Raw genomic sequence first — 25139 nt, 5'->3', positions numbered from 1 at the left:
CAACAGGTGTTTTATTCCGGTTTTTTCAGCTTCGGATTCGGAAAAAACTGAACGGCCTGGACTTTGGGGTCCGGGGCTTTTTTCAGGGCTGAAACATTCACCCGCGTACCCAATTCCTTGGGCACCGACAGGCCTTGTTCATTCAACGTGTCCGAATAACCGCAGGCCACGCATTCGCGGTGCGGCACGTCATCTTCGTTCCACATCATCAACTTGTCAGGCTCGCTGCACGCCGGGCAGACAGCCCCGGCGATAAAGCGTTTTTTGGTCACGTTCACCGGTGTGTCACTCATGCTGCCGCGTCCTCGGTCAGACCGCTGTGACGCAATAACGCGTCGATCGAAGGCTCACGACCACGGAAGTCCTTGAACAACTCCATCGGTGCCAGCGAACCGCCCCGGGCCAGAATCGCCTGACGGAAAGCCTTGCCGGTTTGCGGGTTGAACACGCCTTCTTCTTCAAAGCGCGAGAAAGCATCCGCCGACAGCACTTCAGCCCATTTGTAGCTGTAATAACCCGCCGCGTAACCGCCGGCAAAGATATGCGCAAAGCTGTTGGGGAAGCGGTTGTAGGCCGGCGGACGCATGACCGACACTTCGTCGCGGATACCGTCCAGCACCTGCGCCACGCTGCGCCCGTCACCATGGGTGGCGTGCAATTCGAAGTCGAACAGCGAGAATTCCAGCTGGCGAACCATCATCAGCCCGGACTGGAAGTTCTTGGCCGCGAGCATCTTGTCCAGCAGGTCTTTGGGCAGGGCTTCGCCGGTTTCGTAGTGACCGGAAATCAGCGCCAGGCCTTCAGGTTCCCAGCACCAGTTTTCCATGAACTGGCTCGGCAACTCGACCGCATCCCAGGCCACGCCGTTGATACCGGACACGCCCGCGTGCTCGATCTCGGTCAGCATGTGGTGCAGGCCGTGACCAAATTCGTGGAACAACGTGGTGACTTCATCGTGGGTCAGCAACGCAGGCTTGCCCGCAACCGCCGGCGTGAAGTTGCACACCAGGTTGGCCACCGGGTTTTGCAGGGTGCCGGCAGCTGTGCGACGGCGATCACGAGCGCCGTCCATCCATGCACCGCCACGCTTGTTGGCGCGGGCATAGAGGTCAAAGAAGAAACGCCCGATGTGCTGGCCGTTTTCCTTGATTTCGAACAGTCGAACGTCCGGGTGCCAGGTATCAAAGCCCTTGATTTCAGCGATTTCGATGCCGTACAACTTCTGCACAATGGCAAACAGGCCGCCCAGTACCTTGTCGATCGGGAAGTAAACCCGCAGTGCTTCCTGGGACACGCTGTAACGCTGTTCGCGCAACTTTTCGCCAAAGAACCCGCTGTCCCAGCTTTTCAGCTCCGGGCAACCCTGCTCGGCAGCATAGGCCTGCAACTGCTGCAGATCGCGGACGGCAAATGGCTTGCTGCGCTTGGCCAGATCCCGCAGGAAGGTCAGCACCTGATCCGGGGTTTCAGCCATTTTGGTGGCCAGGCTCAGCTCGGCAAAGCTGGCAAAACCCAGGAGCCGGGCCAGTTCCTGGCGCAGGTCGAGGATTTCTTCCATCACCGGGCCGTTGTCGAACTTGCCCGCATTCGGGCCCTGGTCCGAGGCGCGGGTGCAGTACGCGGCATAGACTTCTTCACGCAGGGCGCGATCTTCGGCGTAGGTCATGACCGGGAAGTAGCTCGGGAATTCCAGGCTGATCAGCCAGCCGTCGAGGCCTTTGGCCTGGGCGGCTGCCGCCATTTGCGCCTTGGCCGACTCTGTCAGGCCCGCCAGCGCAGCTTCGTCGGTGATGTGCTTGGTCCAGGCCTGGGTCGCGTCCAGCAGCTGGTTGGAAAACTTGCTGCCCAGCTCCGACAGCTTGCTCTGCACCTCGGCGTAGCGCTTTTGCTCGGCTGGCGGCAGATCGATACCCGACAGGCGGAAGTCACGCAGCGAATGCTCGAGAATGGTTTTTTGTGCCTGGTCGAAGTCCGCTACTTGCGGGCTGTGGGCCAGGGCTTCGAAGGCCTGGAACAGTTCGCGGTTCTGGCCCATCTCGGTCGAATAGGCGCTCAATGCAGGCAAGCAGGCCTCGTAGGCTTCGCGCAGCTCGGCGCTGTTGCACACCGCATTCAGGTGGCTGACCGGGCTCCAGGCGGCGCCCAGTCTGTCGTTCAACTCATCCATCGCCAATACCAGGCCGGCCCATGTCGGCTTCTGACCCTGGTCGGCGAGGATTTTTTGAATGCCGGCGCGGTTGTCGGCGAGGATCTGCTCGATGGCCGGCTGTACGTGCTCAGGACGGATCGCCGAGAACGGCGGCAGGTCGTAGGGCTGCAAAAGAGGGTTGTTCTCGCTCACGTTAGGCACCTTGGCTTGAAGAAACATTGGGCCATCTTAATTACAATCGCTGCAGACCGCAGCACTGCTACGCCCTATCACTGCTAAAGAAGGAAGCAATTTGTGTCCATTCGTCCGTTCCAGCAGCACACACCGACCCTGGGCGAGCGCGCCTTTGTCGATCGCTCGGCGGTGGTGATCGGCGATGTCGAGATCGGCGCCGACAGCTCTGTCTGGCCGCTGACCGTCATCCGCGGCGACATGCACCGCATCCGCATCGGCGCGCGCACCAGCGTGCAGGACGGCTGCGTGCTCCACATCACCCACGCCGGGCCCTTTAATCCGGACGGTTTCCCGCTGTTGATCGGCGATGACGTGACCATCGCGCACAAAGTCATGCTGCATGGCTGTACCGTGGGCAGCCGTATCCTGATCGGCATGGGCAGCATCGTCATGGACGGCGCCATCATCGAAGACCAGGTAATAGTCGGTGCCGGCAGCCTGGTTCCCCCGGGCAAACGTCTGGCCAGCGGCTTTCTGTATGTCGGCAGCCCGGTCAGGCAAGTGCGCGAACTGACCGAAAAAGAACAGGCCTTCTTCACTTACAGCGCCGGCAACTACGTAAAACTCAAAGACCAGCACCTGGCCGAAGGCTACGACCGGCCGGTTTAAGCTCACCATTCTGGAGCCCTGCATGCATTACCAAAACGTTTTGTTCGACCTCGACGGCACCCTGACCGACCCGCGTGAAGGCATCACCCGTTCGATCCAGTTTGGCCTGGGCAAAATGGGCATTGATGAGCCCGACCTGAGCAAACTCGAACACTTCATCGGCCCGCCCCTGCTGCAACAGTTCATGGCCACCTATGGCTTTGACGAGGCTCGGGCGTGGGAAGCGATGGGCTTCTATCGCGAGCGTTTTGCGGTCACCGGCCTGTATGAAAACCACGTCTTCGACGGCGTCCAGCAACTGCTTGAAGAGCTGCAAGGGCAGGGCCGCCAGCTGTTTATCGCGACGTCCAAACCCCACGTCTACGCGCGGGAAATCGCCCGGCATTTTGATTTCGCCAAACACTTCAAAGTGATCTACGGCAGCGAACTGGACGGCACCCGCACCAACAAGGTCGAGCTGATTGCCCATTTGATGCAGGAGCAAGGGCTGGACCCGACCCAGACCCTGATGATCGGCGACCGCAAGCATGACCTGATCGGTGCCCGGGACAACGGCATGGACGCGGCAGCCGTGGGCTATGGTTTTGGCAGCTTTGAAGAGCTGAATTCCTTCGCCCCCAAATACCACTTTGAGACGCTGGCCCAGCTGCATCAGGCATTCAAAGGCTGACAAAAGGCTGTGGGAGCTGGCTTGCCAGCGATGCAGCCATCGCCAGCAAGCGGGTTCCCACACAGTCAAACCTGCCGCGCCTCGATCTCGCGCTTTAAATCCCCGCGCCAGCCCAGCAAAAAGCCCAGCTCCACCACCACAAACAGCGGCCCCACGATCAGCCCGGTCACGTCATCGATAAACGCCGGTTTGCGCCCTTCGTAGTAATGCCCGACAAACTGAATCCCCCAGCCGACAACAAACAAGCCAACCCCCCAGCCCAGCCACGCGCCTGTACTCAGCGCCGCCAGGCTGCGCCCCAGCCATACGGCAAGACCCAACAGCAGCGTCATCAACAGCCCCAGGCGCAGCTCCAGGCGCAAGTAAAACACCGCCGCCCCCAGCATCAGCAGCACCGCGGGAGAAACCCCTGCCCATTGCGGGCGCGACAACAACACCGCAACAGCCACCACAATCAGCGGGATACCAATGAAATGGCTGACGATATTGCGCGGGTCACGGTGGTAAGCGGCGTATTGGCTTAGATGGTCGACCAGGCTTTTCATGGCGGCAGCTCTTGGAGTGGACGATGTGCTGAGCTTAGCCCAGCGCCGAAAATGATTTTTTGGTTATTAATAAATAGCTTCTTATTCCTTAGAGAATCTAAAAACCGTCCCTATACTGACTCGGTAACACACATACCGCTGGAGACGCACACCCATGGGCAACGAATCGATACGCTATTTGATAGTGCCGGGCTGGCAAGGTTCGTCCGACGATCATTGGCAAACCCACTGGCAAAACAGCTTACCGAACAGTACCCGGGTGGAGCAGGACGACTGGCTGACGCCGCGGCGTGAAGACTGGATCGCAGCTCTGGCCGAAGCGATTGCCGCCGACAGCACCCCGGTGATTCTGATTGCCCATAGCCTGGGCTGCATCACGGTGGCGCACTGGGCCGAGCGCGCGCCGTCCAGCCTGCTGAGCCAGGTACGCGGTGCCTTGTTGGTGGCCCCGGCCGATGTCGAACGCCCGGCATGCGCCCCGGCCTTGCGTAACTTTGCACCGATTCCCCGGCAACCGTTGCCGTTCCCGAGCCAGATTGTCAGCTCCGATAACGACTCCGCGGTCAGCGCGCCACGGGCCATGGAGTTTGCCCGCCAGTGGGGTGCCAAGATCGGGATCATCAGCGGCGCCGGACATATCAACGTCAAATCCGGTCACCAGCGCTGGGAACAAGGGTTCGCCTTTTTGTACCGCCTGCAAACCCGCATCGAGCAAGGCGCCCTGCGCCGCGCATGAATTTTTTGTAACGCCCGCGCCCACCCATCGGCGGCGGGCGGGAGCCAGCCATGAGCCTGCATGAAACCTTCGGTCAGCCATTGCTGACCTTTCCCGACGCTGAAAAAAGCCCGTTGAGTATTCGCGCCAAAGCGCTGGTATTCGTTGATCCGCGCTCGCGCCAGCTACGCAACGACCTTGAACAGCTGGCACCACGCGCGTTGCCGGTACTGATTCGCGGCGAGACCGGCAGCGGCAAGGAGTTGCTCGCCCGCCACATCCACCGTGGCAGTGATCGCCCCGGCCTGTTCGTATCGGTGAACTGCGGTGCGATCAGCCCCACCTATGCCGACGCAGAGTTGTTCGGCTACGCCCCGGGTGCACACAACAGTTCGGCCAGCAGCCGTGCCGGATGGTTCGGCTCGGCCAATGGCGGCACGTTGTATCTGGACGAAATCGGCGATTTGCCGCTGGCAATTCAGGTCAAGCTGCTGGCCGCCCTGGAAACCCACGAAGTCACCCGCGTGGGCGCCCATCAGCCGAGCCCGGTAGACGTGCGCCTGGTCGCGGCCACCAGCATTGATCTGGCGCAGGCAGTGAGTGCCGGCAAGTTCCACGAACGGCTGTATCACTACCTCAGCGAAGGCCGCCTGGACTTGCCGGCCTTGCGCGAACGGCCCGGGGATATCTTGTCGCTGGCGGAATACTTTCTGGGCATTTATAGCCAGCGCCTGAACCTGCCAGTGCCCTTTATCAGCACCAGTGCCCAGCGCGTCCTGGAACGTCACAGCTGGCCGGGCAACACCCGGGAGCTGGAGAACGTGATCCACTTTGCGCTGCTGGTCAGTACCGGCGAAGAGATCCAGCCCGAGCATCTGAACCTGCCCGACACCCTGAGCCAGATTGAGCTGTTCATCAAAGGCGCAACGGCGCAGGAGCTGGCGGCACTGAAAAACCTGCTGACCTGAGCATCACTGTGGGAGCTGGCGAGCCAGGGATGGCGGCCGCGCGGTCCGACAGCAAAAGCCTGTAGATGGCATCGCTGGCAAGCCGGCTCCCACGGTTGCGACGAAAATCGCAAGTGAACAAAATGGCATAAGAAGCTGAATAAATATTATTGTTCGGGAATAAAGAATCTCGGTATTGTTCGTTTCGTCTTCCAATAAAACCGTCATCCGAACGGTCACACACTTAAGGGCATTGCATGAAAAAGGTTCTGTTGTTTACCGCATTGGCGGCTGCTTTGACTGCAGGCCTGGCACAGGCTGGCGAGAAACTGGTGGTCGCTGCGACCCCGGTACCCCACGCCGAAATCCTTGAGCTGATCAAACCGACCCTCGCCAAAGAAGGCGTGGATCTGGAAGTCAAAGTGTTCACCGATTATGTGCAGCCCAACGTACAAGTGGCCGAGAAGCACCTGGATGCCAACTACTTCCAGACCCTGCCGTACCTCGAAAGCTTCAACAAAGGCAAAGGCACCAATCTGGTGACCGTGATCGGCGTTCACGTTGAACCCTTCGGTGGCTACTCGAAAAAAGTCAAAAACCTGTCTGAGTTGAAAGACGGCGCGACCATCGCCATCCCGAACGAAGGCAGCAACAGTGGCCGTGCGTTGATCCTGCTGCAAAAGGCCGGTCTGATCGAGCTCAAAGACCCGACCAATGCTGTCTCCACACCGAAAGACATCGCCAAGAACCCGCACAACTTCAAGTTCAAGGAACTTGAGTCCGCGCTGCTGCCACGGGTGCTGGATCAGGTTGACCTGGACATGATCAACACCAACTACGCGCTGGAAGCGGGCCTGAACCCGGCCACCGACGCGCTGATCATTGAAGGCGCCGATTCGCCATACGTGAACTTCCTGGTGGCCCGTCCTGACAACAAGGACAGCGACGCAATCCAGAAGCTGGCCAAGGCCCTGACCAGCCCTGAAGTCAAAGCCTTCATTGAACAGAAATACAAAGGTGCGGTAGTCCCTGCGTTCTAAACAGCGCCCGCCCTTGTGAAAACGCCGACGGCTTTTAAAGCGTCGGCGTTTTTATTTGTCCGCCCAGTACCAGGCGGGCTGATCCAGCAGGCGCTGGCCAACGATCTCGGTCTGGCCGAAGTTTTTTTCCAGCACGATGCAGTTGCACTCAAGATCTTGCTGCAGCGCCGCGATCAGACGCCGGGCGTGGGACACCACCCAGACTTGCGATTGTTGCGAAGCACGAATGATCAACCGCGCCAGGGCCGGCAGCAGATCGGGATGCAGGCTGGTCTCGGGTTCGTTCAGCACCATCATGGTGGGTGGGCGAGGGGTGAGCAGGGCTGCGATCAGCAGCAGGTAGCGCAAGGTGCCATCTGACAGTTCAGCCACCGACAATGGACGCAGCAGCCCCTCCTGATAGAACTCCAGGGCAAAGCGCCCGCCGGAAACAAACTGGATCTCCAGCCGCGCACCGGGAAAGGCATCGCTGATTGCCGTGTGTAACGCTTGAGGGTCGCCGATCTCAATAATGGTTTGCAACGCGGCTGCCAGGTCGCGCCCGTCGTGATGCAAGACCGGGGTGCGGGTACCAAGCTGCGGCTGGCGAACGGGCGCATCGGGGTCGGTGCGAAAGTGGTCATAAAAACGCCAGCCGCGAATGGACTCACGCAACTGCAAGACTTCCGGCGAAGCATCCATACTGCCGACCTGATCAAACAGACTGTCGAAAACCGGCGTGTGCTGCGCCAACACCTTCCAGGCGCGGCCATCACGGGACCGGACCACCGGACCTTTACGTTCAACCAGCTCGCTGGCCTTGCGATAAATCGGTCCCGACCAAATACTCTCGTGCTTGATTTGCGGATCGAGATTGAACGACGAAGTCTCATCGTTCGGTGGCAACCCCAAGGCAATTGCATAGCTGAAATCATCGGCAGCGAAGCCCAGACGCAGGCGCTTTACGCCACTGAGTACGGTTCTGCTGATATCCACCTCGCCGAGCTTCATGCGTCGTGAAATCACCTCCGGTCCGGCCCAGAATGTTGATTCCAGCCCTCCTTCACGGGCTACCGCGTTGATCACCCCGCCCTGGGCGGTTTCGGCCAATAAACGCAGGGCACGGTAAAGATTCGATTTGCCACTTCCATTGGGGCCGGTAATCAGATTAAGTCTGGCCAGGGGCACCACCAATTGGTTGATGGAGCGGTAGTTGGCCACAGCCAGGGTGGTGAGCATGGTTGACCTCGAAGTACAGCTACAGGTGCAGTGCACATAGAGTCCCACAGACGCCGAACCCTGTTCTACGCTGTGTGTCGTATCAGGATGTAAAACAGCATCACGCAAAGGAGCTTGCATGGCTGGTCCACGAAACAAGGCTGTTATGGGCTTGAGCCTTTTGGTACTTCTGACCGCTTGCGGCAAAGAGAGGCCCACTGAGCCTTTGTCCCCGCGGGTTTATGTACAACAGGTCAGCACCCGGGAATTTGCCCCGCCAATTCAACTCAGCGGCGATATTCAGGCCCGGGTCGAAACCCAGCTTTCATTCCGGGTCGGCGGCAAAATCATCGAGCGCAAGGTCGATGTCGGTGACCACATCCAGGCCAATCAGGTGCTGGCCCGTCTCGACCCCAAAGACTTGAAAATCCAGGTTGAAACGGCCCAGGCCAGCGTCAATGCGCAACAGGCCCAAGTGGTCCAGACCCGTGCCGCATTTATCCGGCAGCAGAAACTGCTGCCAAAAGGCTACACCAGCCAAAGCGAATACGATGCTGCCAATGCTGCCCGGCTCAGCGCGCAAAGTGCCCTGACTGCCGCACAGGCGCAGTTGGCCAATGCCCGCGAGCAACTGAGCTACAGCCAATTGCAGGCCGAGGCGCCGGGTGTGATTACCGCGCGCCAGGCCGAAGTGGGGCAAGTGGTGCAGGCCACCATGCCGATTTTCACCCTGGCCCGCGACGGAGCCCGCGACGCGGTGTTCAACGTGTATGAATCGCTGTTTATCGAGCCGCCGAAAAACCCTACCGTGCAAGTCACGCTGCTGAGTAATCCGGCGATCAAGGTTAACGGCCAGATCCGCGAGATCACCCCCACCGTGTCGGCACAAAGCGGCACCCTGCAAATCAAGGTGCAACTGGACGCGCTGCCCAAAGGCATGGATCTGGGTTCGATTGTCAGCGTCAATCTGACCCCGCCCCCCAGTCGCAGCATTGAGCTGCCCTGGTCCGCCCTGACCAAAGACATCAGCGAGCCTGCCGTATGGATCGCCGACGAGCAAAGCATCGTGCGCCTGCAACGGGTCAAGGTCGGACGCTACCTGACCGGCAGCGTGATAGTCAGTGAAGGTCTCAAGGACGGAGAAAAGGTCGTGGTCGCAGGCGGACAATTGCTGCACCCCGGCATGAAGGTTGAAGTCGCGCCCATCCCGAGCGGGGGAGCCCGGTTATGAGCCGATCATTGATTAACCACTTGTGGACAGTGCCGCTGGCAGCCTTGTTGCTGGCGGGTTGCTCCGAGAAAAAAGCCCCCGAGCCTGTCCGCCCTGCCTTGTATGTGGTGGCTCAGCCGATGCTTTCCGACAATCTCGGGCGCTTTGCCGGCAACATCGAAGCGCGCTACGAAAGCACCCTGGGCTTTCGCGTGCCGGGCCGTATCGTGCGCCGTCATTACGACGTGGGTGCAGTGGTCAAGCAAGGGGACATTCTGGCCAACCTCGATCCCACCGATCAGCAAAACCAGCTGCGCTCGGCCCAGGGCGACCTGGCCAAGGTGCAGGCGCAATTGATCAACGCTCAAGCCAACGCCCGGCGCCAGCAGGAGCTGTTCAACCGCGGGGTCGGCGCCCAGGCGCAACTGGACACGGCCCAGGCCGACCTCAAAACCACCGCGGCCTCCATGCAGCAGGCCGTGGCCGCGGTCAGCCAGGCACAGGACCAGCTCAGTTACTGCGACCTGCGCGCCGACCATGACGCAGTAATCACCCAATGGCACGCCGAAGCAGGGCAGGTGGTCAGCGTCGGCGAAGAAGTGGTCACCCTGGCCCGCCCTGAAATCAAGGAGGCGGTGATTGATCTGCCCGGGCCCCTGGCCGAGGCGCTACCCAAAGGTATCGAGTTTCTGGTCGCCGGCCAGCTCGACCCGAACGTCAACACCAGCGCCCATATCCGCGAAATCGCCCCGCAAGCCGACAGTGCAACCCGCACCCGGCGCACCCGGCTGACCCTGGACCAGACCCCGCCAGCCTTTCGCCTCGGCAGCTCGGTCAGCGTGACCGTCAGCAGCCCGATTGCCGAGCACTTTGAATTACCGCTCACCGCCCTGCAGGAAACCGACGGTCACAGCCGCATCTGGGTCATCGACCCGCAGACCCAAACCGTCAGCCCGCGTGACGTCAACGTGCTGCGCCGTGACGCGCAAACCGTGCTGCTCCAGGGTGGCCTGAAAAACGGCGATTACGTGGTCAGCGCCGGCGTCAACAGCCTCACCCCCGGACAGAAAGTCAGATTCGATAAGGAAAGCTCGCAATGAATGGGAAATTCAACCTGTCCGAGTGGGCTCTGAAACATCAGTCGTTTGTCTGGTACTTGATGTTTATGGCGGTGGTCGCCGGGATCTTTTCTTACATGAACCTGGGCCGCGCGGAAGATCCGTCCTTCGCGATCAAAACCATGGTCATCCAGACCAGATGGCCAGGTGCCACGATCGATGAAACCCGGCTGCAAATCACTGACCGCATCGAGAAAAAGCTCGAGGAGCTGGACTCTCTCGACTACGTGCAAAGCTATACCAGGCCCGGCGAATCCACGGTCTTCGTGTTCCTCAAGGACACGACCAAGGCCGATGCCATTCCCCATATCTGGTATGAGGTGCGCAAAAAGATCAACGACATTCGCGGCGATTTCCCCCAGGGCATTCAAGGCCCGGGGTTCGACGATGAGTTCGGTGATGTGTATGGCACCATTTTCGCCTTTACCGGCGACGGCTTCACCATGCGCCAGCTGCGCGACTACGTCGAACAGGTGCGCACCGGGATTCGCGATGTGCCCAACCGCGGCAAGGTGATGACCATCGGTGAGCAGGATGAAACCTTCTACCTGAACTTTTCGACCCGCAAACTGGCGGCCCTGGGCCTCGATCAACAACACGTTCTGGAAAGCCTGCAGGCGCAAAACGCCGTGACCCCGGCCGGGGTCGTTGAAGCCGGGCCCGAGCGCATGTCGGTCCGCACTTCGGGACAGTTCCACAGTGTCGAAGACCTGGAAGCGGTGAACCTGCGGGTCAACGACCGCTTCTACCGGCTGGCCGATATCGCCGAAATCAGCCGCGGTTACGTCGACCCGTCCGCGCCCATGTTCCATTACAACGGCAAGCCTGCCATCGGTCTGGCGATTGCCATGATCGACGGCGGCAACATTCAAGAGTTCGGCAAACAGCTGCAGCAACGCATCGACGACCTCACCGCCGAACTGCCGGTGGGGGTGGGCGTGCACATGGTCTCCGATCAGGCGCAGGTGGTAGAGGTGGCCGTAGGCGGCTTCACCAGTGCGCTGTTTGAGGCGGTGGTCATCGTGCTGGCGGTGAGTTTCCTCAGCCTGGGGCTGCGTGCGGGCCTGGTGGTGGCGATCTCGATCCCGCTGGTGCTGGCGCTGGTCTTTGTGTTCATGGAGTTCACCGGCATTGCCATGCAGCGGGTATCCCTGGGTGCGCTGATTATCGCCCTGGGCCTGCTGGTGGACGACGCGATGATCACGGTGGAAATGATGATCACCCGGCTCGAGCTGGGGGAGACCAAGGAACAGGCGGCAACCTTTGCCTACCACTCCACGGCCTTCCCCATGCTCACCGGCACCCTGGTGACGGTGGCAGGCTTCGTGCCCATCGGCCTCAACAACAGCTCGGCAGGGGAATACACCTTCACCCTGTTTGCGGTGATTGCCGTGGCGATGCTGGTGTCGTGGGTGGTGGCGGTACTGTTTGCGCCGGTACTGGGGGTGCATATCCTCAGCTCCAAGGTCAAACCCAAGCCCGAGAAACCCGGACGCCTGGCCCGGTCCTTCGATAATGGCCTGCTGTGGTGCATGCGCCACCGCTGGATGACCATCGGCGTCACGGTACTGATGTTCGTACTGGCCATTTTCGGCATGGGGCTGGTGCAGAACCAATTCTTCCCGGCCTCCGACCGCCCGGAAATCCTGGTGGACCTGAACCTGCCGCAAAACGCTTCGATTCAGGAAACCCTCAAGGTCACCCAGCGCTTTGAAGAGTCGCTCAAGGGCGACCCGGATATCCTGCGCTGGAGTTCGTACATCGGCGAGGGCGCGATTCGTTTCTACCTGCCACTGGACCAGCAACTGCAAAACCCGTTCTACGCCCAGCTGGTGATTGTCAGCACCGGGCTGGATAGCCGGGATGCCCTGATGGAACGTCTCAATAAACGCCTGCGTGAAGATTACGTTGGGGTCGGCAACTTTGTGCACACCCTGGAACTGGGGCCGCCGGTGGGTCAGCCGCTGCAATATCGGGTCAGTGGCAAAAACATCGATCTGGTACGCAAGTATTCCCTCGACCTGGCCTCCGTGCTGGACGCCAACCCCAATGTCGGTGAAACCATCTTCAACTGGAACGAACCGGGCAAGGTACTGCGCATCGACATTGCCCAAGACAAGGCCCGCCAGTTCGGGCTGTCATCCGAAGACGTCGCCCATGTGATGAACAGCATCGTCAGCGGCGCGGCGGTCAGCCAGGTCAAGGACGACATCTACCTGATCAACATCATAGGCCGTGCCGTCGGCAGCGAGCGGGGCAGCCCGGAAACCCTGCTGAACCTGCAAATCACCACCCCCAGCGGCACCTCGATTCCGTTGCTGGCCTTTGCCACCGTGCGCTACGAACTGGAGCAACCGCTGATCTGGAGCCGCGACCGGATTCCCACCCTGACCCTCAAGGCCTCGGTGCGCGGCTCGATGCAACCGACCGATCTGGTGGCCAAGCTCAAGCCGGAAGTCGACAAGTTCGCCGCCAGCCTGCCCCAGGGCTACACCCTGCAAACCGGCGGCACGGTTGAACAAAGCGCCAAGGCCCAGGGCCCGATCGCCAAGGTGGTGCCCCTGATGCTGTTTCTGATGGCGACCTTCCTGATGATCCAGCTGCAAAGCGTGCAGAAGATGTTCCTGGTGGTGAGTGTGGCGCCACTGGGGCTGATCGGTGTGGTGCTGGCGCTGGTGCCGACCGGCACGCCGATGGGCTTTGTGGCGATCCTGGGGATTCTGGCCCTGGTGGGGATCATCGTGCGCAACTCGGTGATTCTGGTGACCCAGATCGACCAGTACGAACGCGATGGCTACGACCCCTGGCACGCGGTCATGCAAGCCACCCAGCACCGCCGCCGGCCGATCCTGCTGACCGCTGCTGCGGCCAGCCTGGGCATGATCCCGATTGCCCGTGACGTGTTCTGGGGGCCAATGGCCTACGCCATGATCGGCGGCATCATTTCCGCCACCTTGCTCACCCTGTTGTTCCTGCCCGCGTTGTACGTGGCCTGGTACAAGATCAAGGAAAGCAAGGACGCGCCACCCGCCCATGCCTGATGCCCTCTGAGGGCGATATCCCTTGTGGGAGCGGGCTTGCCCGCGATGCAAACGACCCGGTGTGACAGTTTCAACCGAGTTGCTGCAATCGCGGGCAAGCCCGCGCCCACAAGAGGGCGGGAGGATTGTTGGGCGTTTGCGAATACCGCTATCGAATTCACCATCTTTATCTGCCTGGATACAGATGTGAATCTAGCCCCACGCCAAATCCACTATGGAGTGTTGCCATGAGTACTTCTCTGCCTAAAGTCGCGCTGATCACGGGTGCATCCCGGGGCATCGGTGCCGTGATTGCCAGACAACTGGCCGGCGAAGGGTTTGCCGTCGTTATCAACTATGCCAACAGTGCCGACGAAGCTTCAGCCCTGGTTGCTGAACTGCACAGTGCGGGGCATCAAGCCATTGCCGTACAGGCCGATGTGGCCAGTGCCGCGGACGTCGCGCGGCTGTTCGATGAGGCTGAAGAGCAACTGGGCAAAATCGATGTGCTGATCAATAACGCAGGCGTGCTCAAAGTGTTGCCGCTGGTGCAACACAGCGATGAACTGTACGAACAGACCTTCAACATCAACACCCGGGGTACTTTCAACACCCTGCGCGAAGCGGCCACCCGGCTCAACAGCGGCGGGCGCATCATCAATTTCTCCAGCAGTACGGTGGGCATGAATTTGCCGGGCTATGCGGTCTATATCGCCAGCAAGGCAGCGGTCGAGTCGCTGACCCAGGTGTTTGCCAAAGAGTTGCGTGGCCGGCAAATCACAGTAAACGCCGTGGCACCGGGGCCGGTGGCGACGCAACTGTTCATGCAGGGCAAGACTGAAGAGCAGATCCAGAGCTTCGCCAAAATGCCGCCCCTGGAACGCTTGGGGCAGCCCGAAGACATCGCCAGAATCATCTCGTTTCTGGTGAGTCCGGCGGCGGAGTGGGTAAACGGGCAAGTGCTGCGGGCCAATGGCGGACTGGTTTAAAGGCCAGTGGCGGGCAAGCTCGCTGCTACAGGATTTTCACCGTTCCTGCAGGAGCGAGCTTGCTCGCGTTGACCTCGATCCGTTACCCGAATCAGCGAACCAGGTGTAAGAACTGCATATGGCGTTCGTACTGGTCGAGGATGTCGTTGATGATTTGCTCTTTGGTGTAGCCAGTCAGGTCATAGTCCTGACTGCCTTCACTCAAGTGCACTTCAGCACGGTAGTAGCGGCGGTTGCGCAATTGCTCTTTTTTGCCAAAACCGCCCCGGGCGAATGACGGCGTGAAGTAGCCGCGCATCTGCACCTGGTAGATGAACGGGTGTTCCTCACCATGGCCGATTTCCAGACTCACGTTGTCATTGGCCGGATCCGGCTGGGTGACGACGTTAAGTCCTTTTTCCCGGAACACCGCACTCACTTCTTCAATCGCCGGGCGCACCGTGGTGTCCATAAAGCGGTACACCTCGTCACGGGACGGGAAGTGCACAGCCTGGCTCAAGCGTTGACGCCAGCCGCCACGACGGGCGTGAGACACCGGCGCCAGTGAGTGCATCTGCGCAATCTTCTTCTGCGACTCGAGGTAGAACGCCTTGTGCAGGCCCCACATCATCAGCAGCAAAATCAGCGAGAACGGCAACGAGGTGAGCACGACCGCTGACTTCAGCGCATCGATGCTCCCCGAGAACAGCAGCGCGCTGGTCACCAGGGCCGTCATCGCGCCCCAGAACACCCGCAGCCATTTCGGACCGTCTTCGTCGGCATTGTTGCCACGCGCAGAGAGGGTAGAGAGCACCACAGTGCCGGAGTCAGCCGAGGTCACGAAGAACACGAAGCTGATGAACACCGTCACCGCAATCACGGTCCGGCTCCACGGGTAGGTTTCAAGCAGCAGGTATAGCGTGCGCGAGGGATCGTCGATGGCCGACTGGCCCAGGGCAACCATGCCGTGGTTGAGCACTTGATCAATGGCACTGTTACCGAAGATCGACATCCACGCCAAAGTGAAGCCCAGCGGGATCAACAGCACCCCGAACACGAACTCGCGGATGGTGCGACCACGGGAAATGCGCGCAATGAACAGGCCTACAAACGGCGACCATGCGATCCACCAGGCCCAATAGAACACAGTCCAGCCACCCAGCCAGTCGCTGGGTTTGTCGTAGGCATACACATCGAAACTCTTGGTCGGCAACGCGCCCAGATAGTCACCGATGTTCTGCACCAGGGTGTTGAGCAAATGCTGGGTAGGGCCGGCGAACAACACAAACAGCAGCAGCGCACAGGCCAGCAGCATGTTGATGTCGGACATAACCCGTACACCCTTGTCCACACCGGCAATGGCCACCAGAATTGCAGCGCCCATCATCAGGGTGATCAAACCCACCTGCACCCACTGGGTGTGCGGCAAGCCAAACAGGTAGTCGAGTCCGGAATTGAGGTGCAACACCCCAAACCCCATGTCGGCCCCCAGACCAAACACCGTGGCAATGATGCCGAAGCCATCCACGGCGTAGCCGATGGGTCCGTTGATGCGTTTGCCGATCAGCGGGTACAACGCCGAACGTAGCGCCAGCGGCAGGTTGTGGCGATACGCGAAGTACGCCAGCGCCATGCCGACAAAGGCAAACACACCCCAGCCATGCAAGCCCCAGTGCAAAAACAGCAACTGCATGCCCTGGCGCGCAGCCTCTGACGTACCGGCCGGGCCTTGAGGCGGGGCGAGCATATGGGTCAGGGGTTCGGACACACAGAAGAAAAATAGCGTGATGCTGATCCCGGCGGCAAAGAGCATGCCCGCCCAGGACAGGTAACTGAACTCGGGCTCATCATGATCGGCCCCCAGCTTGATCTTGCCGTAGCCAGACAAGGCGGTGGTGATCACAAAGATCAGGTACAGGGTCATTGCCAGCATGTAGTACCAGCCGACCGTATTGGCCGCCCAGTTTTGCGCCGCCAGCAGCCATTCACCGGCGGCTTGTGGTGTGGCAATAACCACTAACCCAAAGATCAGGATAAACGCGGCAGCAAAGTAAAACACCGGCGGGTTCATGCGAATTTGAGACGTCTCTGACGTCACTGGAGCACTCATTGGATGTGCACCTTGTAGAGGTAAAACGAGAGCAAAAAGAGCGCGTTCGGCAAAGGTAAGCCTCCTGTTGTGAGCGGGCAGCGGACCACCGTTTAACTTGAATAACCGTTCAAGTTAAACATGGATGGCCTTTTAGAACTAATCACTGCCCTCAGCTTCACGTGTCATACGTTAGCTCATGGAAAGCTATGACACATGGCCATGACCAACGTTCAGCCGTTATAGCGTGGGGCTATCAGGCTTTTGCCGGCCATCAGGATTTGCAGGAAATTACCGGGGTGAAAAAAAGCTGAATTTTTTTTTAACCCGCCATGTTTTGATCAAAAAACAGCCAGATTCAAGGGTCGTACCGCCCCCATCCAGATCCCGTGATCGGTATGGTCCAGCAGGTCATGGCCGGTATCGGGATGCAAAAACACCACCAGGCCGTGGCGGTTCAATGCCAACCAGGGCAGCACTACGCCGATCAACTCGGGGCCGAAGGCCAACTGGCAACTCCAGTCCGGGTGCGGACCGACCGGGCGCTCATGAACCCGGCCCATGGTGAGGCCGAACAGCTGCGCAGCCTCTTCACACAAGGCCCGCGCCTGCCCGATGGTCGTGGCGTCGAAATATACGTGGGCGTGGTAACCCTTGATGCGTTGCATGAAGATTCTCCTGCAGGAAATGAGTGGGCTATCGCTCGGCATTCTGCTCCGCCAGCATCCAGTCGACAAAAACCTGGGCCAGCCGGTTACGTCGTTTGCGCTGCGGCATCACCGCGTAATAACCGCTGGCCGATTGCGCCGATTCAGCGAAAGGCCGGCACAGAACCCCTTGCTCCAGCAAGTTATCCACAAGGTGCTTCCAGCCGATGGCCATGCCTTGACCGGCAATCGCGGCCTGGATCAGCAAGGTGTAGTTGTCGAAACGCAGCTGGCCGGGGGCAGGCGGCGGGCCGAGCTTGAGGGCGTCAAACAGCCTGTACCAGTCAAACCACTGGCGGGCATGTTCGCCGCGCAATTGCAGCAACGGGAAGTCCCCCAGGGCCCGGGCCGATAACGGCAGTGTCTGCCCGGCCAGCAAGTGCGGACTGCATACCGGGAACACTTCTTCATTGAATAGCCATCGGGATTCACCCTGGCTGAAGCGCCCCTGACCAAACAGCACCCCCACATCGATATCACCCTGCAGCGCATCATGGCTGCGCTCGCGGGTTACCAGACTGACGTCAATTTGCGGCCAGGCCGCATGAAAACGTGGCAGTCGGGGCATCAACCAATAGGCAGCAAAGGCAAAATCGGTAGCCACTTGCAGCACTTCACGGTCCGGTTGTTCGCTTAACGCCTGCAAACCCGCGTCTATTTGCTGCAAACCTGCCTGCACCTGCAAAAAAAGGGCAAGCCCGGCCTCAGTCAAGGCGATGCCGCGGTAGATGCGGTCAAACAAGCGAATCCCCAGGCGCGACTCCAGGCGTTTGAGCTGCTGGCTGACGGCCGGCTGGGTAGTGCCCAGCTCCAGGGCTGCCGCGGTAAAGCTGCGGTGGCGGGCGGCCGCTTCAAAGGTGCGCAACAGGTCCAGAGAGAGATCGCCCAAGGCTTTATACATTAGCTGTGCTTATCCTAGTCATTGCGGTCCATGGGTTTTACCACGAGTTATCCGGCCATCATGCTGACAGTCAGCACTTTCGCATAAATATTCACCATGAAAGGCCGCCCCCATGTCAGGTAAAAATATTCTCTTCATCATGGCCGATCAAATGGCCGCCCCGTTGTTGCCGATCTACGGCCCGTCCCCGATAAAACTGCCGAACCTGAGCCGCCTGGCTGAGCAGGGCGTGGTGTTTGACGCCGCCTATTGCAACAGCCCGCTGTGTGCGCCCTCGCGTTTTACCCTGGTCAGCGGCCAGCTACCGAGCAAAATCGGCGCCTACGACAATGCTGCGGACTTGCCCGCAGATGTGCCGACTTACGCGCACTATCTGCGCCGTATGGGGTATCGCACCGCGCTGGCGGGCAAGATGCACTTTTGCGGGCCCGACCAGCTGCATGGTTTTGAAGAGCGCCTGACCAGTGATATTTACCCCGCCGACTATGGCTGGTCGGTCAACTGGGATGAGCCCGATGCTCGCCCCAGCTGGTATCACAACATGGCCTCGGTGCTGCAAGCCGGGCCGTGCGTGCGCACCAATCAACTGGATTTCGACGAAGAAGTGCTGTTCAAGGCCCAGCAATACTTGTTCGACCATATTCGCCAGGACGGCGACCGGCCGTTTTGTCTGACGGTCTCCATGACTCACCCGCACGACCCGTACACCATCCCCAAGCCGTATTGGGACATGTACTGCAACGAAGACATCCCGTTACCCGAAACCCCGCCCCAGGCCAGCCTCGACCCGCATTCGCAACGTCTGCTCAAGGCCTACGACCTGTGGGACAAACCGCTGCCTGTGGATAAAATTCGCGACGCCCGCCGTGCGTACTTCGGCGCCTGCAGCTACATCGACGACAATATCGGCAAGCTGCTGCAAACCCTTGAAGACACGGGGCTGGCCGATAACACTGTTATCGTGTTTTCCGGCGATCACGGCGACATGCTGGGCGAACGCGGGCTCTGGTACAAAATGCACTGGTTCGACATGGCCGCCCGGGTGCCGTTGCTGGTATACGCACCAGGGCAGTTCGAACCGGCCCGGGTTGGCGCCGCGGTATCCACTGCCGATCTGTTACCGACCTTTGTCGAGCTGGCGGGCGGTACGTTAGAGGCCGGGCTGGACCTGGACGGACGCTCGCTGGTCTCGCACCTGCGGGGCGAAGGCGGGCATGACGAAGTGTTTGGCGAGTACATGGCCGAAGGCACGATCAGCCCGCTGATGATGATCCGCCGTGGTGCCTACAAGTTCATCTATAGCGAAGACGATCCGTGCCTGCTGTTTGATTTGCACAACGACCCGGGTGAACGCGAAGAGCTGAGCCAGTGCCCCGGGCACCAGTCACTGTTCAACGACTTTTTGGCCGAGGCCCGGGCCAATTGGGATATTCCGGCGATTCACCAGCAAGTGCTCGCCAGCCAGCGCCGCCGTCGCCTGGTTACCCAATCGCTGGCCACAGGCAAGTTGACCAGCTGGGATCACCAGCCCTGGGTCGACGCCAGCCAGCAGTACATGCGCAACCACATCGACCTCGACGACCTTGAGCGCAAGGCGCGTTATCCACAGGTCGGCGGCTAAAGCGACGGGCAATCCGCAGAAGCGAGCTTGCCTCGCGATAGCCTGAGGGACGCCTCGTTTATTCAGCAAACAATGCGTTATCGTTAACAACCATCGCGAGGCAAGCTCGCTCCTGCAGAGAATCTGTTTAACCCGACGAGAGCCCCATGGCCTGGCCCAAATACACCCACCTGCTGCCATTTTTAAGCTGGCTGCCCAAACAGACCCGCGTCAGCGTCAGCCGCGATGCACTGGTGGGCCTTAGCGGGGCGATTCTGGCGTTGCCGCAGTCCATCGCCTACGCGCTGATTGCAGGCTTGCCCCCCGAGTACGGGCTGTATGCGGCGATTGTGCCGGTGATCATCGCCTGCCTGTGGGGCTCATCGTGGCATTTGATCTGCGGCCCGACGGCGGCGATTTCCATCGTGCTGTATGCCAGCGTCAGCCCCCTGGCAGTGCCCGGCACGCAGGACTACATCAGCCTGATTCTATTGCTGACGTTTCTGGCCGGAATTTTTCAGTGGCTGCTGGGCATGTTGAAATTCGGCGCGCTGGCCAATTTCGTATCGCACTCGGTGGTGGTGGGCTTCACCCTGGGCGCCGCCATTGTGATTGCTCTGGGCCAATTGCCGAACGTGCTGGGCCTGCATTTATCGAGCAAGGCAACGGCCCTGGATAGCCTGTTGACCCTGATCGCCCATATTCGCCAATTTGATCCCGCCTCGCTGGGGCTGGGGCTGGGCACCCTGGTGCTGGGCATCGTGCTCAAACTGTGGGTGCCGCGCTGGCCCACCTTGCTGCTGACCCTGGTGCTTGCCAGCCTGGGGGTATGGCTGCTGCCCGGGGTATTTGGCCATGTCGAACTGGTGCAGTCGTTTGTCGGCCGCTTGCCGCCCTTCAGCCCCTTGCCCCTGGATCTCGAGACGGTCCTGCGTCTGCTGCCCAGCGCCGTGGCGGTGGGCATGCTGGGGCTGGTCACCAGCTTGTCGATCGCCCGCTCGCTGGCGACACGTTCCCAGCAAATGATCGACGCCAATCAGGAAAGCCGGGCACAGGGTTTGTCCAATGTGGTGGGTTCGCTGTTCTCGGGGTATCTGTCGTCGGGCTCGTTCACACGCTCGGGGCTGAGCTATGAAGGGGGCGCCAGCTCACCACTGGCCGGGGTGTTTTCCGCGCTGTGGGTCACGTTGTTTGCGGTGGCGGGTTCGAAACTGATCGCACACATTCCGATCCCGGCGATGGCGGGCAGCATTTTGCTGATCTGCTGGGGCCTGGTGGACACGCGGGGCATTCGCGCGCTGTGGCGGGTCAGTCGTGCCGAGTTCGTGGTGATGGCGCTGACATGCGTCGCCACCCTGTTGCTGGAGCTGCAAACAGCGATTTATGCCGGAGTGCTGGCTTCGCTGTTTTTCTATCTCAAACGCACTTCACGTCCACGCATTCAACAGTGGCGCGATGGCGACGAGGAGATTTTACGGGTAGGCGGCTCGATTTTTTTCGGCGCCAGCCATTACCTGCAAGTACGCCTGCAACGCACCCAGGGGTTGCGGGTGGTGATCGATGCGCAGCACATCAACTTTATTGATTACTCGGGGGTAGAAATGCTCCACCAGGAAGCACGACGCTTGCGCGGCCTGGGCCGTAGTCTGACCTTGCGCCGGGCACGGCCGCAGGTGGTGGAGGAATTGAAAAAACTCGAGGGGCCGGACAACTGCCCGATTTCTTTTGAGGGTTAAACCTGTACCCCTGTAGGAGCGAGCTTTTGAACCAGCAGCCAAGAGCTCGCGAGCAAGCTCGCTCCTACAGGATTGGGGTGGCGGTTACAGCGCCAGTAACCGGCGCAGTTCAGCCAGTGCTGGCGCCGTATCCGGGCGCACTCCGCGCCACAGGAAGAACGCTTCGCCCGCCTGCTCGGCCAGCATCCCCAGACCGTCCATGACCTGACCCGCGCCGTGCTCGACCGCCCACGCGCAAAACGGCGTCTGCTGCTTGCCGTACATCATGTCGTAGCACAGGGTTTTACCCGGCTCGATCAGGCTGCTGGCAATCGGCGGCAATTCTCCGGCCAGGCTGGCCGAGGTGGCATTGATGATCAGGTCGACCGGTTCGCGCAGCCAGTCATAGCCGCTGGCGGCCACTGGTCCCAGATCGCTGAACAGTTCGGCCAGTACTTCGGCTTTTTCTACCGTGCGATTGGCTATGGTGACCGACGCCGGCTGCTCGGCCAGTAACGGTTCGAGGGCCCCCCTTACTGCGCCCCCGGCGCCCAGCAGCAGAATGCGTTTGCCCTTGAGACTGAAGCCCGCATTCACCGTCAAATCACGCACCAGCCCCGCGCCGTCGGTGTTGTCACCCAGCAATGTGCCGTCAGCCAGTTTGCTCAGGGTGTTGACTGCGCCAGCCCTTTGCGCCCGCGGCGTAAGGCTGCTGGCCAGACGGTAGGCGTCTTCCTTGAAGGGCACCGTGACGTTGGCGCCGCGACCCTGGCGAAAAAACGCCGAAGCACAGCCAGCAAAATCATCCAGCGGCGCCAACAAGGTCTCGTACTGCATGGACTGGGCAGTCTGCTCGGCAAACAGTCGGTGCAGTACCGGGGATTTGCTGTGGGCAATCGGGTTGCCAAAAACCACGTAACTGTCCATCAGACAGGTTCCCCGGACAATGCCAGCCAGTCACGATCTTGCAGAAAATAGTCGGTAAGACGTGCTTCTTCGCTGCCAGGTTCGGCTTTCCAGTCGTAACTCCAGCGAACTTGCGGCGGCAGCGACATCAGGATCGACTCGGTACGGCCGCCTGATTGCAGGCCGAACAGGGTGCCACGGTCATAGACCAGGTTGAACTCGACGTAGCGGCCACGGCGAAACTCCTGGAACTCACGCTGCTTGACCGTGTATTCGTCGTTTTTGCGGCGTTGAACAATCGGCAGATAGGCGTCGATATAGGCGTCGCCAATGGCGCGAATAAAGGCAAAGCAGGTGTCGAAGTCCCACTGGTTCAGGTCATCAAAGAACAGGCCGCCGATACCGCGGGGCTCGTTGCGGTGCTTGATGTGAAAGTAGCTGTCGCACCAGGCCTTGTAGCGCGGGTACACGTCTGCGCCAAAGGGTGCGCAGGCCTGTTCGGCCACCCGGTGCCAGTGCACGCAGTCTTCTTCAACGGCGTAGTAGGGGGTTAGGTCAAAGCCGCCACCAAACCACCACACCGGCTCTTCGCCTTCTTTTTCGGCAATGAAAAAGCGTACGTTGGCGTGGGACGTCGGCACATGGGGGTTGTGCGGATGTATCACCAGCGACACACCCAGGGCTTCAAAACCACGTCCGGCCAGTTCCGGGCGATGGGCGCTGGCTGAAGGCGGCAAGCCGCTACCAAATACGTGGGAAAAGTTAACCCCGCCTTTTTCAATCAGGTTGCCGTTTTCCATAACACGGGTGCGACCCCCACCGCCTGCCGGGCGCTCCCAGGCGTCTTCGACGAACGGGGTGCCACCGTCTTCAGTCTGCAGAGCAGCGCAAATGCGGTCTTGAAGGTCGAGCAGGTAGGCTTTTACAGCCTCGGTGCGGGTAGTCATGACATCACCTTAAATCGGGCCAAGCGACGCGGCACATCATTCAGAGCGGGGCCGGCGGCAAAGGCCGCTAGCATAACACCGCACCCAGCTTCACCGCAGTTGACGAAGATCACGCTTAAGCGTTGGATAGTGGCCTCGTCAATTCAGCAAGGACAGTGCAGATGGCTAAGCGTATCCAGTTTCGGAACCACGGCGGACCGGAAGTACTTGAGTATGTCGACTACCAGCCCGCAGAGCCGGGCCCGCTGCAAGTGCGCGTACGCAACCAGGCCATCGGCCTCAACTTCATCGATACCTATTACAGAAACGGCTTGTACCCGCTACCCGAGCTGCCGTCCGGGCTGGGCAATGAAGGTGCAGGCATTGTCGATGCGGTAGGCAGTGAAGTGCACAACGTTAAAGTCGGCGATCGTGTGGCTTACGGCACCGGACCGCTGGGCGCGTACAGCGACTTGCATGTATTGCCTGCCGCCAATGTGGTGAAGCTGCCTGAGGACATTTCGTTTGAGCAAGCCGCTGGCGTAATGCTTAAAGGGCTGACCACCCAATACTTGCTGCGCCAGACCTACGAACTCAAAGGCGGTGAAACCATTCTGTTCCACGCCGCCGCGGGTGGCGTCGGGTCGATCGCCTGCCAATGGGCAAAAGCCCTGGGCGTGAAGTTGATCGGCACTGTCAGCTCGGCAGAAAAGGCCGCCCACGCCAAAGCACTGGGCGCATGGGAAACCATCGACTACAGCCATGAAGATGTCGCCCGCCGGGTGCTGGAACTGACCGACGGCAAAAAATGCCCGGTGGTGTACGACGGTGTTGGCAAAGACACCTGGCTTACCTCACTCGACTGCCTGGCACCACGGGGGCTGATGGTCAGTTTTGGCAATGCGTCGGGCGCGGTGACCGGAGTGAACCTGGGGATCTTGTCGCAGAAGGGCTCGCTGTACGTGACCCGCCCGACCCTGGCGAGCTACGCCAGCAGCCCTGAAAAGCTGCAAGCGATGGCCGATGAGCTGTTCGGAATGATCCGCAGTGGCAAAATCCAGATCGACATCAGCCAGCGTTTTGCGCTGAGTGACGCGGCCAAGGCGCAGACCGAATTGTCGGCACGTCGCACCACAGGGTCGACCATTCTGGTGCCTTGATCCCCCCTGTAGGAGCGTGCTCCCATCTGTAGGAGCGAGCTTGCCTCGCGAGCTTTTAGCGATTTCGAGGAAAAGCTCGCGAGCAAGCTCGCTCCTACAAGGCAAGCTCGCTCCTACAGAGTCTGGAGCGCTGCTACAGGTTTGTTAAGACGGGCGTACGACCTTGCCGGTAGCCAAATCACGGATCAGGCTCGGATTTTTCCGTCCGCCCAGATTACCGCCCAATACATGGTCGACCTGCCCGCGAAAGTACTGCTCAACCTTCAACCGCGTGCGCGCAGCAGGCAATCCCGCAGGGTTGGCTGAAGTCGAAACGATCGGCCCCACCAGCGAACACAATTCGCGCACCTGGGGGTGATCGCTCACTCGCAAGGCCACGGTGTCGTGCACACCAGTGATCCATTGCGGCAACAAACCCTGATGCGGCACCAGCCAGGTATTGGGCCCCGGCCAGGTACTGGCCATGCGGTCGAGCCATTTCTGCGGGAAATCCTCAAACAGAAAGTCGAACTGATGAATGTTGTCGGCCACCAGAATCAGGCCCTTATCCACAGGTCGCGACTTGATAGCCAGCAAACGCTCAACTGCTTCTTCGTCCCACGGGTCGCATCCCAAACCCCAAACAGCTTCGGTTGGATAGGCGATCACCGCGCCTGCGCGAATGGCTCTTGCCGCTTGTTGGACGCGCCAGGTGCTGATCATTGAATGTCTCC

At 60.1% G+C, this 25139-nt stretch carries 22 protein-coding genes; 12 read left to right on the top strand and 10 right to left on the bottom strand.

The window, feature by feature from the left end; genetic code table 11:
• Positions 1-11 precede the first annotated feature (11 nt).
• Both WG29040_RS18050 and prlC read right to left on the bottom strand, forming a co-directional pair.
• Positions 12-293: a YheV family putative zinc ribbon protein gene (locus WG29040_RS18050; RefSeq protein WP_003437919.1), complete on the bottom strand. Its 282-nt coding sequence runs from the start codon at positions 291-293 to the stop codon at positions 12-14.
• Positions 290-2368, bottom strand: a complete 2079-nt coding sequence (gene prlC / locus WG29040_RS18045) for an oligopeptidase A (RefSeq protein ID WP_165878373.1) — start codon at positions 2366-2368, stop codon at positions 290-292. The genes WG29040_RS18050 and prlC overlap by 4 nt, the downstream gene beginning before the upstream one ends.
• A 75-nt stretch (positions 2369-2443) precedes the next feature.
• Between prlC and WG29040_RS18040 the strand changes: the two genes are divergently transcribed.
• Positions 2444-2992: a gamma carbonic anhydrase family protein gene (locus tag WG29040_RS18040; protein ID WP_127196626.1), complete on the top strand. Its 549-nt coding sequence runs from the start codon at positions 2444-2446 to the stop codon at positions 2990-2992.
• 22 nt (positions 2993-3014) lie between these two features.
• A complete protein-coding gene (locus WG29040_RS18035) occupies positions 3015-3662 on the top strand; it encodes an HAD family hydrolase (RefSeq protein WP_003437923.1) in 648 nt (215 codons plus the stop codon).
• Positions 3663-3727: 65 nt separating this feature from the next.
• Here the strand turns inward: WG29040_RS18035 and WG29040_RS18030 are convergent, their stop codons facing one another.
• Positions 3728-4207, bottom strand: coding sequence for a DUF962 domain-containing protein (locus WG29040_RS18030; RefSeq protein ID WP_127196625.1), 480 nt, complete (start codon positions 4205-4207; stop codon positions 3728-3730).
• Positions 4208-4361: 154 nt separating this feature from the next.
• Here WG29040_RS18030 and WG29040_RS18025 point away from each other — a divergent pair, with 154 nt between their 5' ends.
• From WG29040_RS18025 to WG29040_RS18015, 3 genes are all read left to right on the top strand, one after another.
• Positions 4362-4943, top strand: a complete 582-nt coding sequence (locus tag WG29040_RS18025) for an alpha/beta hydrolase (protein ID WP_003437925.1) — start codon at positions 4362-4364, stop codon at positions 4941-4943.
• A gap of 50 nt (positions 4944-4993) precedes the next feature.
• Positions 4994-5890 (top strand): sigma 54-interacting transcriptional regulator, encoded by an 897-nt coding sequence (locus WG29040_RS18020; protein WP_127196624.1) that lies wholly within the window; start codon positions 4994-4996, stop codon positions 5888-5890.
• Between the two features lie 236 nt (positions 5891-6126).
• The gene (locus WG29040_RS18015; RefSeq protein ID WP_003437927.1) at positions 6127-6909 is read left to right on the top strand and encodes a MetQ/NlpA family ABC transporter substrate-binding protein; all 783 of its coding nucleotides are present in this window, start codon (positions 6127-6129) and stop codon (positions 6907-6909) included.
• Between the two features lie 51 nt (positions 6910-6960).
• On the opposite strand, the gene WG29040_RS18010 is transcribed toward WG29040_RS18015, so the two are convergent.
• Positions 6961-8127: an AAA family ATPase gene (locus tag WG29040_RS18010; RefSeq protein WP_010656734.1), complete on the bottom strand. Its 1167-nt coding sequence runs from the start codon at positions 8125-8127 to the stop codon at positions 6961-6963.
• Between the two features lie 118 nt (positions 8128-8245).
• On the opposite strand from WG29040_RS18010, the gene WG29040_RS18005 reads away from it, so the two are divergent.
• The 4 genes from WG29040_RS18005 (at position 8246) to WG29040_RS17990 (ending at position 14443) form a co-directional block, all read left to right on the top strand.
• The gene (locus WG29040_RS18005; RefSeq protein ID WP_003437929.1) at positions 8246-9337 is read left to right on the top strand and encodes an efflux RND transporter periplasmic adaptor subunit; all 1092 of its coding nucleotides are present in this window, start codon (positions 8246-8248) and stop codon (positions 9335-9337) included.
• Entirely contained in the window at positions 9334-10416 is a 1083-nt protein-coding gene (locus WG29040_RS18000) for an efflux RND transporter periplasmic adaptor subunit (RefSeq protein WP_010656733.1), read from the top strand. Before WG29040_RS18005 ends, WG29040_RS18000 begins: the two co-directional genes overlap by 4 nt.
• Positions 10413-13475: an efflux RND transporter permease subunit gene (locus WG29040_RS17995; protein WP_127196623.1), complete on the top strand. Its 3063-nt coding sequence runs from the start codon at positions 10413-10415 to the stop codon at positions 13473-13475. The genes WG29040_RS18000 and WG29040_RS17995 overlap by 4 nt, the downstream gene beginning before the upstream one ends.
• A 227-nt stretch (positions 13476-13702) precedes the next feature.
• Positions 13703-14443 (top strand): SDR family oxidoreductase, encoded by a 741-nt coding sequence (locus WG29040_RS17990; protein WP_127196622.1) that lies wholly within the window; start codon positions 13703-13705, stop codon positions 14441-14443.
• A 91-nt stretch (positions 14444-14534) separates the two neighbouring features.
• Here the strand turns inward: WG29040_RS17990 and betT are convergent, their stop codons facing one another.
• From betT to WG29040_RS17975, 3 genes are all read right to left on the bottom strand, one after another.
• Positions 14535-16532 (bottom strand): choline transporter BetT, encoded by a 1998-nt coding sequence (gene betT / locus WG29040_RS17985; protein ID WP_003437933.1) that lies wholly within the window; start codon positions 16530-16532, stop codon positions 14535-14537.
• 320 nt (positions 16533-16852) lie between these two features.
• Positions 16853-17179: a DOPA 4,5-dioxygenase family protein gene (locus WG29040_RS17980; RefSeq protein ID WP_003437934.1), complete on the bottom strand. Its 327-nt coding sequence runs from the start codon at positions 17177-17179 to the stop codon at positions 16853-16855.
• A gap of 28 nt (positions 17180-17207) precedes the next feature.
• Positions 17208-18119, bottom strand: a complete 912-nt coding sequence (locus WG29040_RS17975; RefSeq protein WP_127196621.1) for a LysR family transcriptional regulator — start codon at positions 18117-18119, stop codon at positions 17208-17210.
• A 112-nt stretch (positions 18120-18231) separates the two neighbouring features.
• On the opposite strand from WG29040_RS17975, the gene betC reads away from it, so the two are divergent.
• Positions 18232-19740, top strand: coding sequence for a choline-sulfatase (gene betC / locus WG29040_RS17970; RefSeq protein ID WP_127196620.1), 1509 nt, complete (start codon positions 18232-18234; stop codon positions 19738-19740).
• Positions 19741-19886: 146 nt separating this feature from the next.
• Positions 19887-21455, top strand: coding sequence for a SulP family inorganic anion transporter (locus tag WG29040_RS17965; RefSeq protein ID WP_127196619.1), 1569 nt, complete (start codon positions 19887-19889; stop codon positions 21453-21455).
• A gap of 84 nt (positions 21456-21539) precedes the next feature.
• On the opposite strand, the gene aroE is transcribed toward WG29040_RS17965, so the two are convergent.
• Complete coding sequence (gene aroE / locus WG29040_RS17960) at positions 21540-22361, bottom strand: shikimate dehydrogenase (protein WP_003437938.1); 822 nt, start codon at positions 22359-22361, stop codon at positions 21540-21542.
• The gene (hemF, locus tag WG29040_RS17955) at positions 22361-23287 is read right to left on the bottom strand and encodes an oxygen-dependent coproporphyrinogen oxidase (protein ID WP_003437941.1); all 927 of its coding nucleotides are present in this window, start codon (positions 23285-23287) and stop codon (positions 22361-22363) included. The genes aroE and hemF overlap by 1 nt, the downstream gene beginning before the upstream one ends.
• A 161-nt stretch (positions 23288-23448) precedes the next feature.
• On the opposite strand from hemF, the gene WG29040_RS17950 reads away from it, so the two are divergent.
• Positions 23449-24426, top strand: coding sequence for an NADPH:quinone reductase (locus tag WG29040_RS17950; protein WP_003437943.1), 978 nt, complete (start codon positions 23449-23451; stop codon positions 24424-24426).
• Positions 24427-24570: 144 nt separating this feature from the next.
• Here WG29040_RS17950 and WG29040_RS17945 read toward each other — a convergent pair whose 3' ends face one another.
• A complete protein-coding gene (locus WG29040_RS17945) occupies positions 24571-25128 on the bottom strand; it encodes an L-threonylcarbamoyladenylate synthase (RefSeq protein WP_010656728.1) in 558 nt (185 codons plus the stop codon).
• Positions 25129-25139: the final 11 nt, after the last annotated feature.

It is taken from the genome of Pseudomonas sp. PAMC 29040 (assembly GCF_003994535.1).
Classification (GTDB): Bacteria; Pseudomonadota; Gammaproteobacteria; order Pseudomonadales; family Pseudomonadaceae; genus Aquipseudomonas; species Aquipseudomonas paraversuta.
This window is presented reverse-complemented; position numbering and strand designations above follow the sequence as displayed.

Excerpts from the sequence above, each read along its gene's own strand:
- WG29040_RS18050 (WP_003437919.1), bottom strand. The coding sequence starts at position 293 with ATGAGTGACACACCGGTGAACGTGACCAAAAAACGCTTTATCGCCGGG.
- prlC (WP_165878373.1), bottom strand. The coding sequence starts at position 2,368 with ATGTTTCTTCAAGCCAAGGTGCCTAACGTGAGCGAGAACAACCCTCTT.
- WG29040_RS18035 (WP_003437923.1), top strand. The coding sequence starts at position 3,015 with ATGCATTACCAAAACGTTTTGTTCGACCTCGACGGCACCCTGACCGAC.
- WG29040_RS18030 (WP_127196625.1), bottom strand. The coding sequence starts at position 4,207 with ATGAAAAGCCTGGTCGACCATCTAAGCCAATACGCCGCTTACCACCGT.
- WG29040_RS18025 (WP_003437925.1), top strand. The coding sequence starts at position 4,362 with ATGGGCAACGAATCGATACGCTATTTGATAGTGCCGGGCTGGCAAGGT.
- WG29040_RS18020 (WP_127196624.1), top strand. The coding sequence starts at position 4,994 with ATGAGCCTGCATGAAACCTTCGGTCAGCCATTGCTGACCTTTCCCGAC.
- WG29040_RS18015 (WP_003437927.1), top strand. The coding sequence starts at position 6,127 with ATGAAAAAGGTTCTGTTGTTTACCGCATTGGCGGCTGCTTTGACTGCA.
- WG29040_RS18010 (WP_010656734.1), bottom strand. The coding sequence starts at position 8,127 with ATGCTCACCACCCTGGCTGTGGCCAACTACCGCTCCATCAACCAATTG.
- WG29040_RS18005 (WP_003437929.1), top strand. The coding sequence starts at position 8,246 with ATGGCTGGTCCACGAAACAAGGCTGTTATGGGCTTGAGCCTTTTGGTA.
- WG29040_RS18000 (WP_010656733.1), top strand. The coding sequence starts at position 9,334 with ATGAGCCGATCATTGATTAACCACTTGTGGACAGTGCCGCTGGCAGCC.
- WG29040_RS17995 (WP_127196623.1), top strand. The coding sequence starts at position 10,413 with ATGAATGGGAAATTCAACCTGTCCGAGTGGGCTCTGAAACATCAGTCG.
- WG29040_RS17990 (WP_127196622.1), top strand. The coding sequence starts at position 13,703 with ATGAGTACTTCTCTGCCTAAAGTCGCGCTGATCACGGGTGCATCCCGG.
- betT (WP_003437933.1), bottom strand. The coding sequence starts at position 16,532 with ATGAGTGCTCCAGTGACGTCAGAGACGTCTCAAATTCGCATGAACCCG.
- WG29040_RS17980 (WP_003437934.1), bottom strand. The coding sequence starts at position 17,179 with ATGCAACGCATCAAGGGTTACCACGCCCACGTATATTTCGACGCCACG.
- WG29040_RS17975 (WP_127196621.1), bottom strand. The coding sequence starts at position 18,119 with ATGTATAAAGCCTTGGGCGATCTCTCTCTGGACCTGTTGCGCACCTTT.
- betC (WP_127196620.1), top strand. The coding sequence starts at position 18,232 with ATGTCAGGTAAAAATATTCTCTTCATCATGGCCGATCAAATGGCCGCC.
- WG29040_RS17965 (WP_127196619.1), top strand. The coding sequence starts at position 19,887 with ATGGCCTGGCCCAAATACACCCACCTGCTGCCATTTTTAAGCTGGCTG.
- aroE (WP_003437938.1), bottom strand. The coding sequence starts at position 22,361 with ATGGACAGTTACGTGGTTTTTGGCAACCCGATTGCCCACAGCAAATCC.
- hemF (WP_003437941.1), bottom strand. The coding sequence starts at position 23,287 with ATGACTACCCGCACCGAGGCTGTAAAAGCCTACCTGCTCGACCTTCAA.
- WG29040_RS17950 (WP_003437943.1), top strand. The coding sequence starts at position 23,449 with ATGGCTAAGCGTATCCAGTTTCGGAACCACGGCGGACCGGAAGTACTT.
- WG29040_RS17945 (WP_010656728.1), bottom strand. The coding sequence starts at position 25,128 with ATGATCAGCACCTGGCGCGTCCAACAAGCGGCAAGAGCCATTCGCGCA.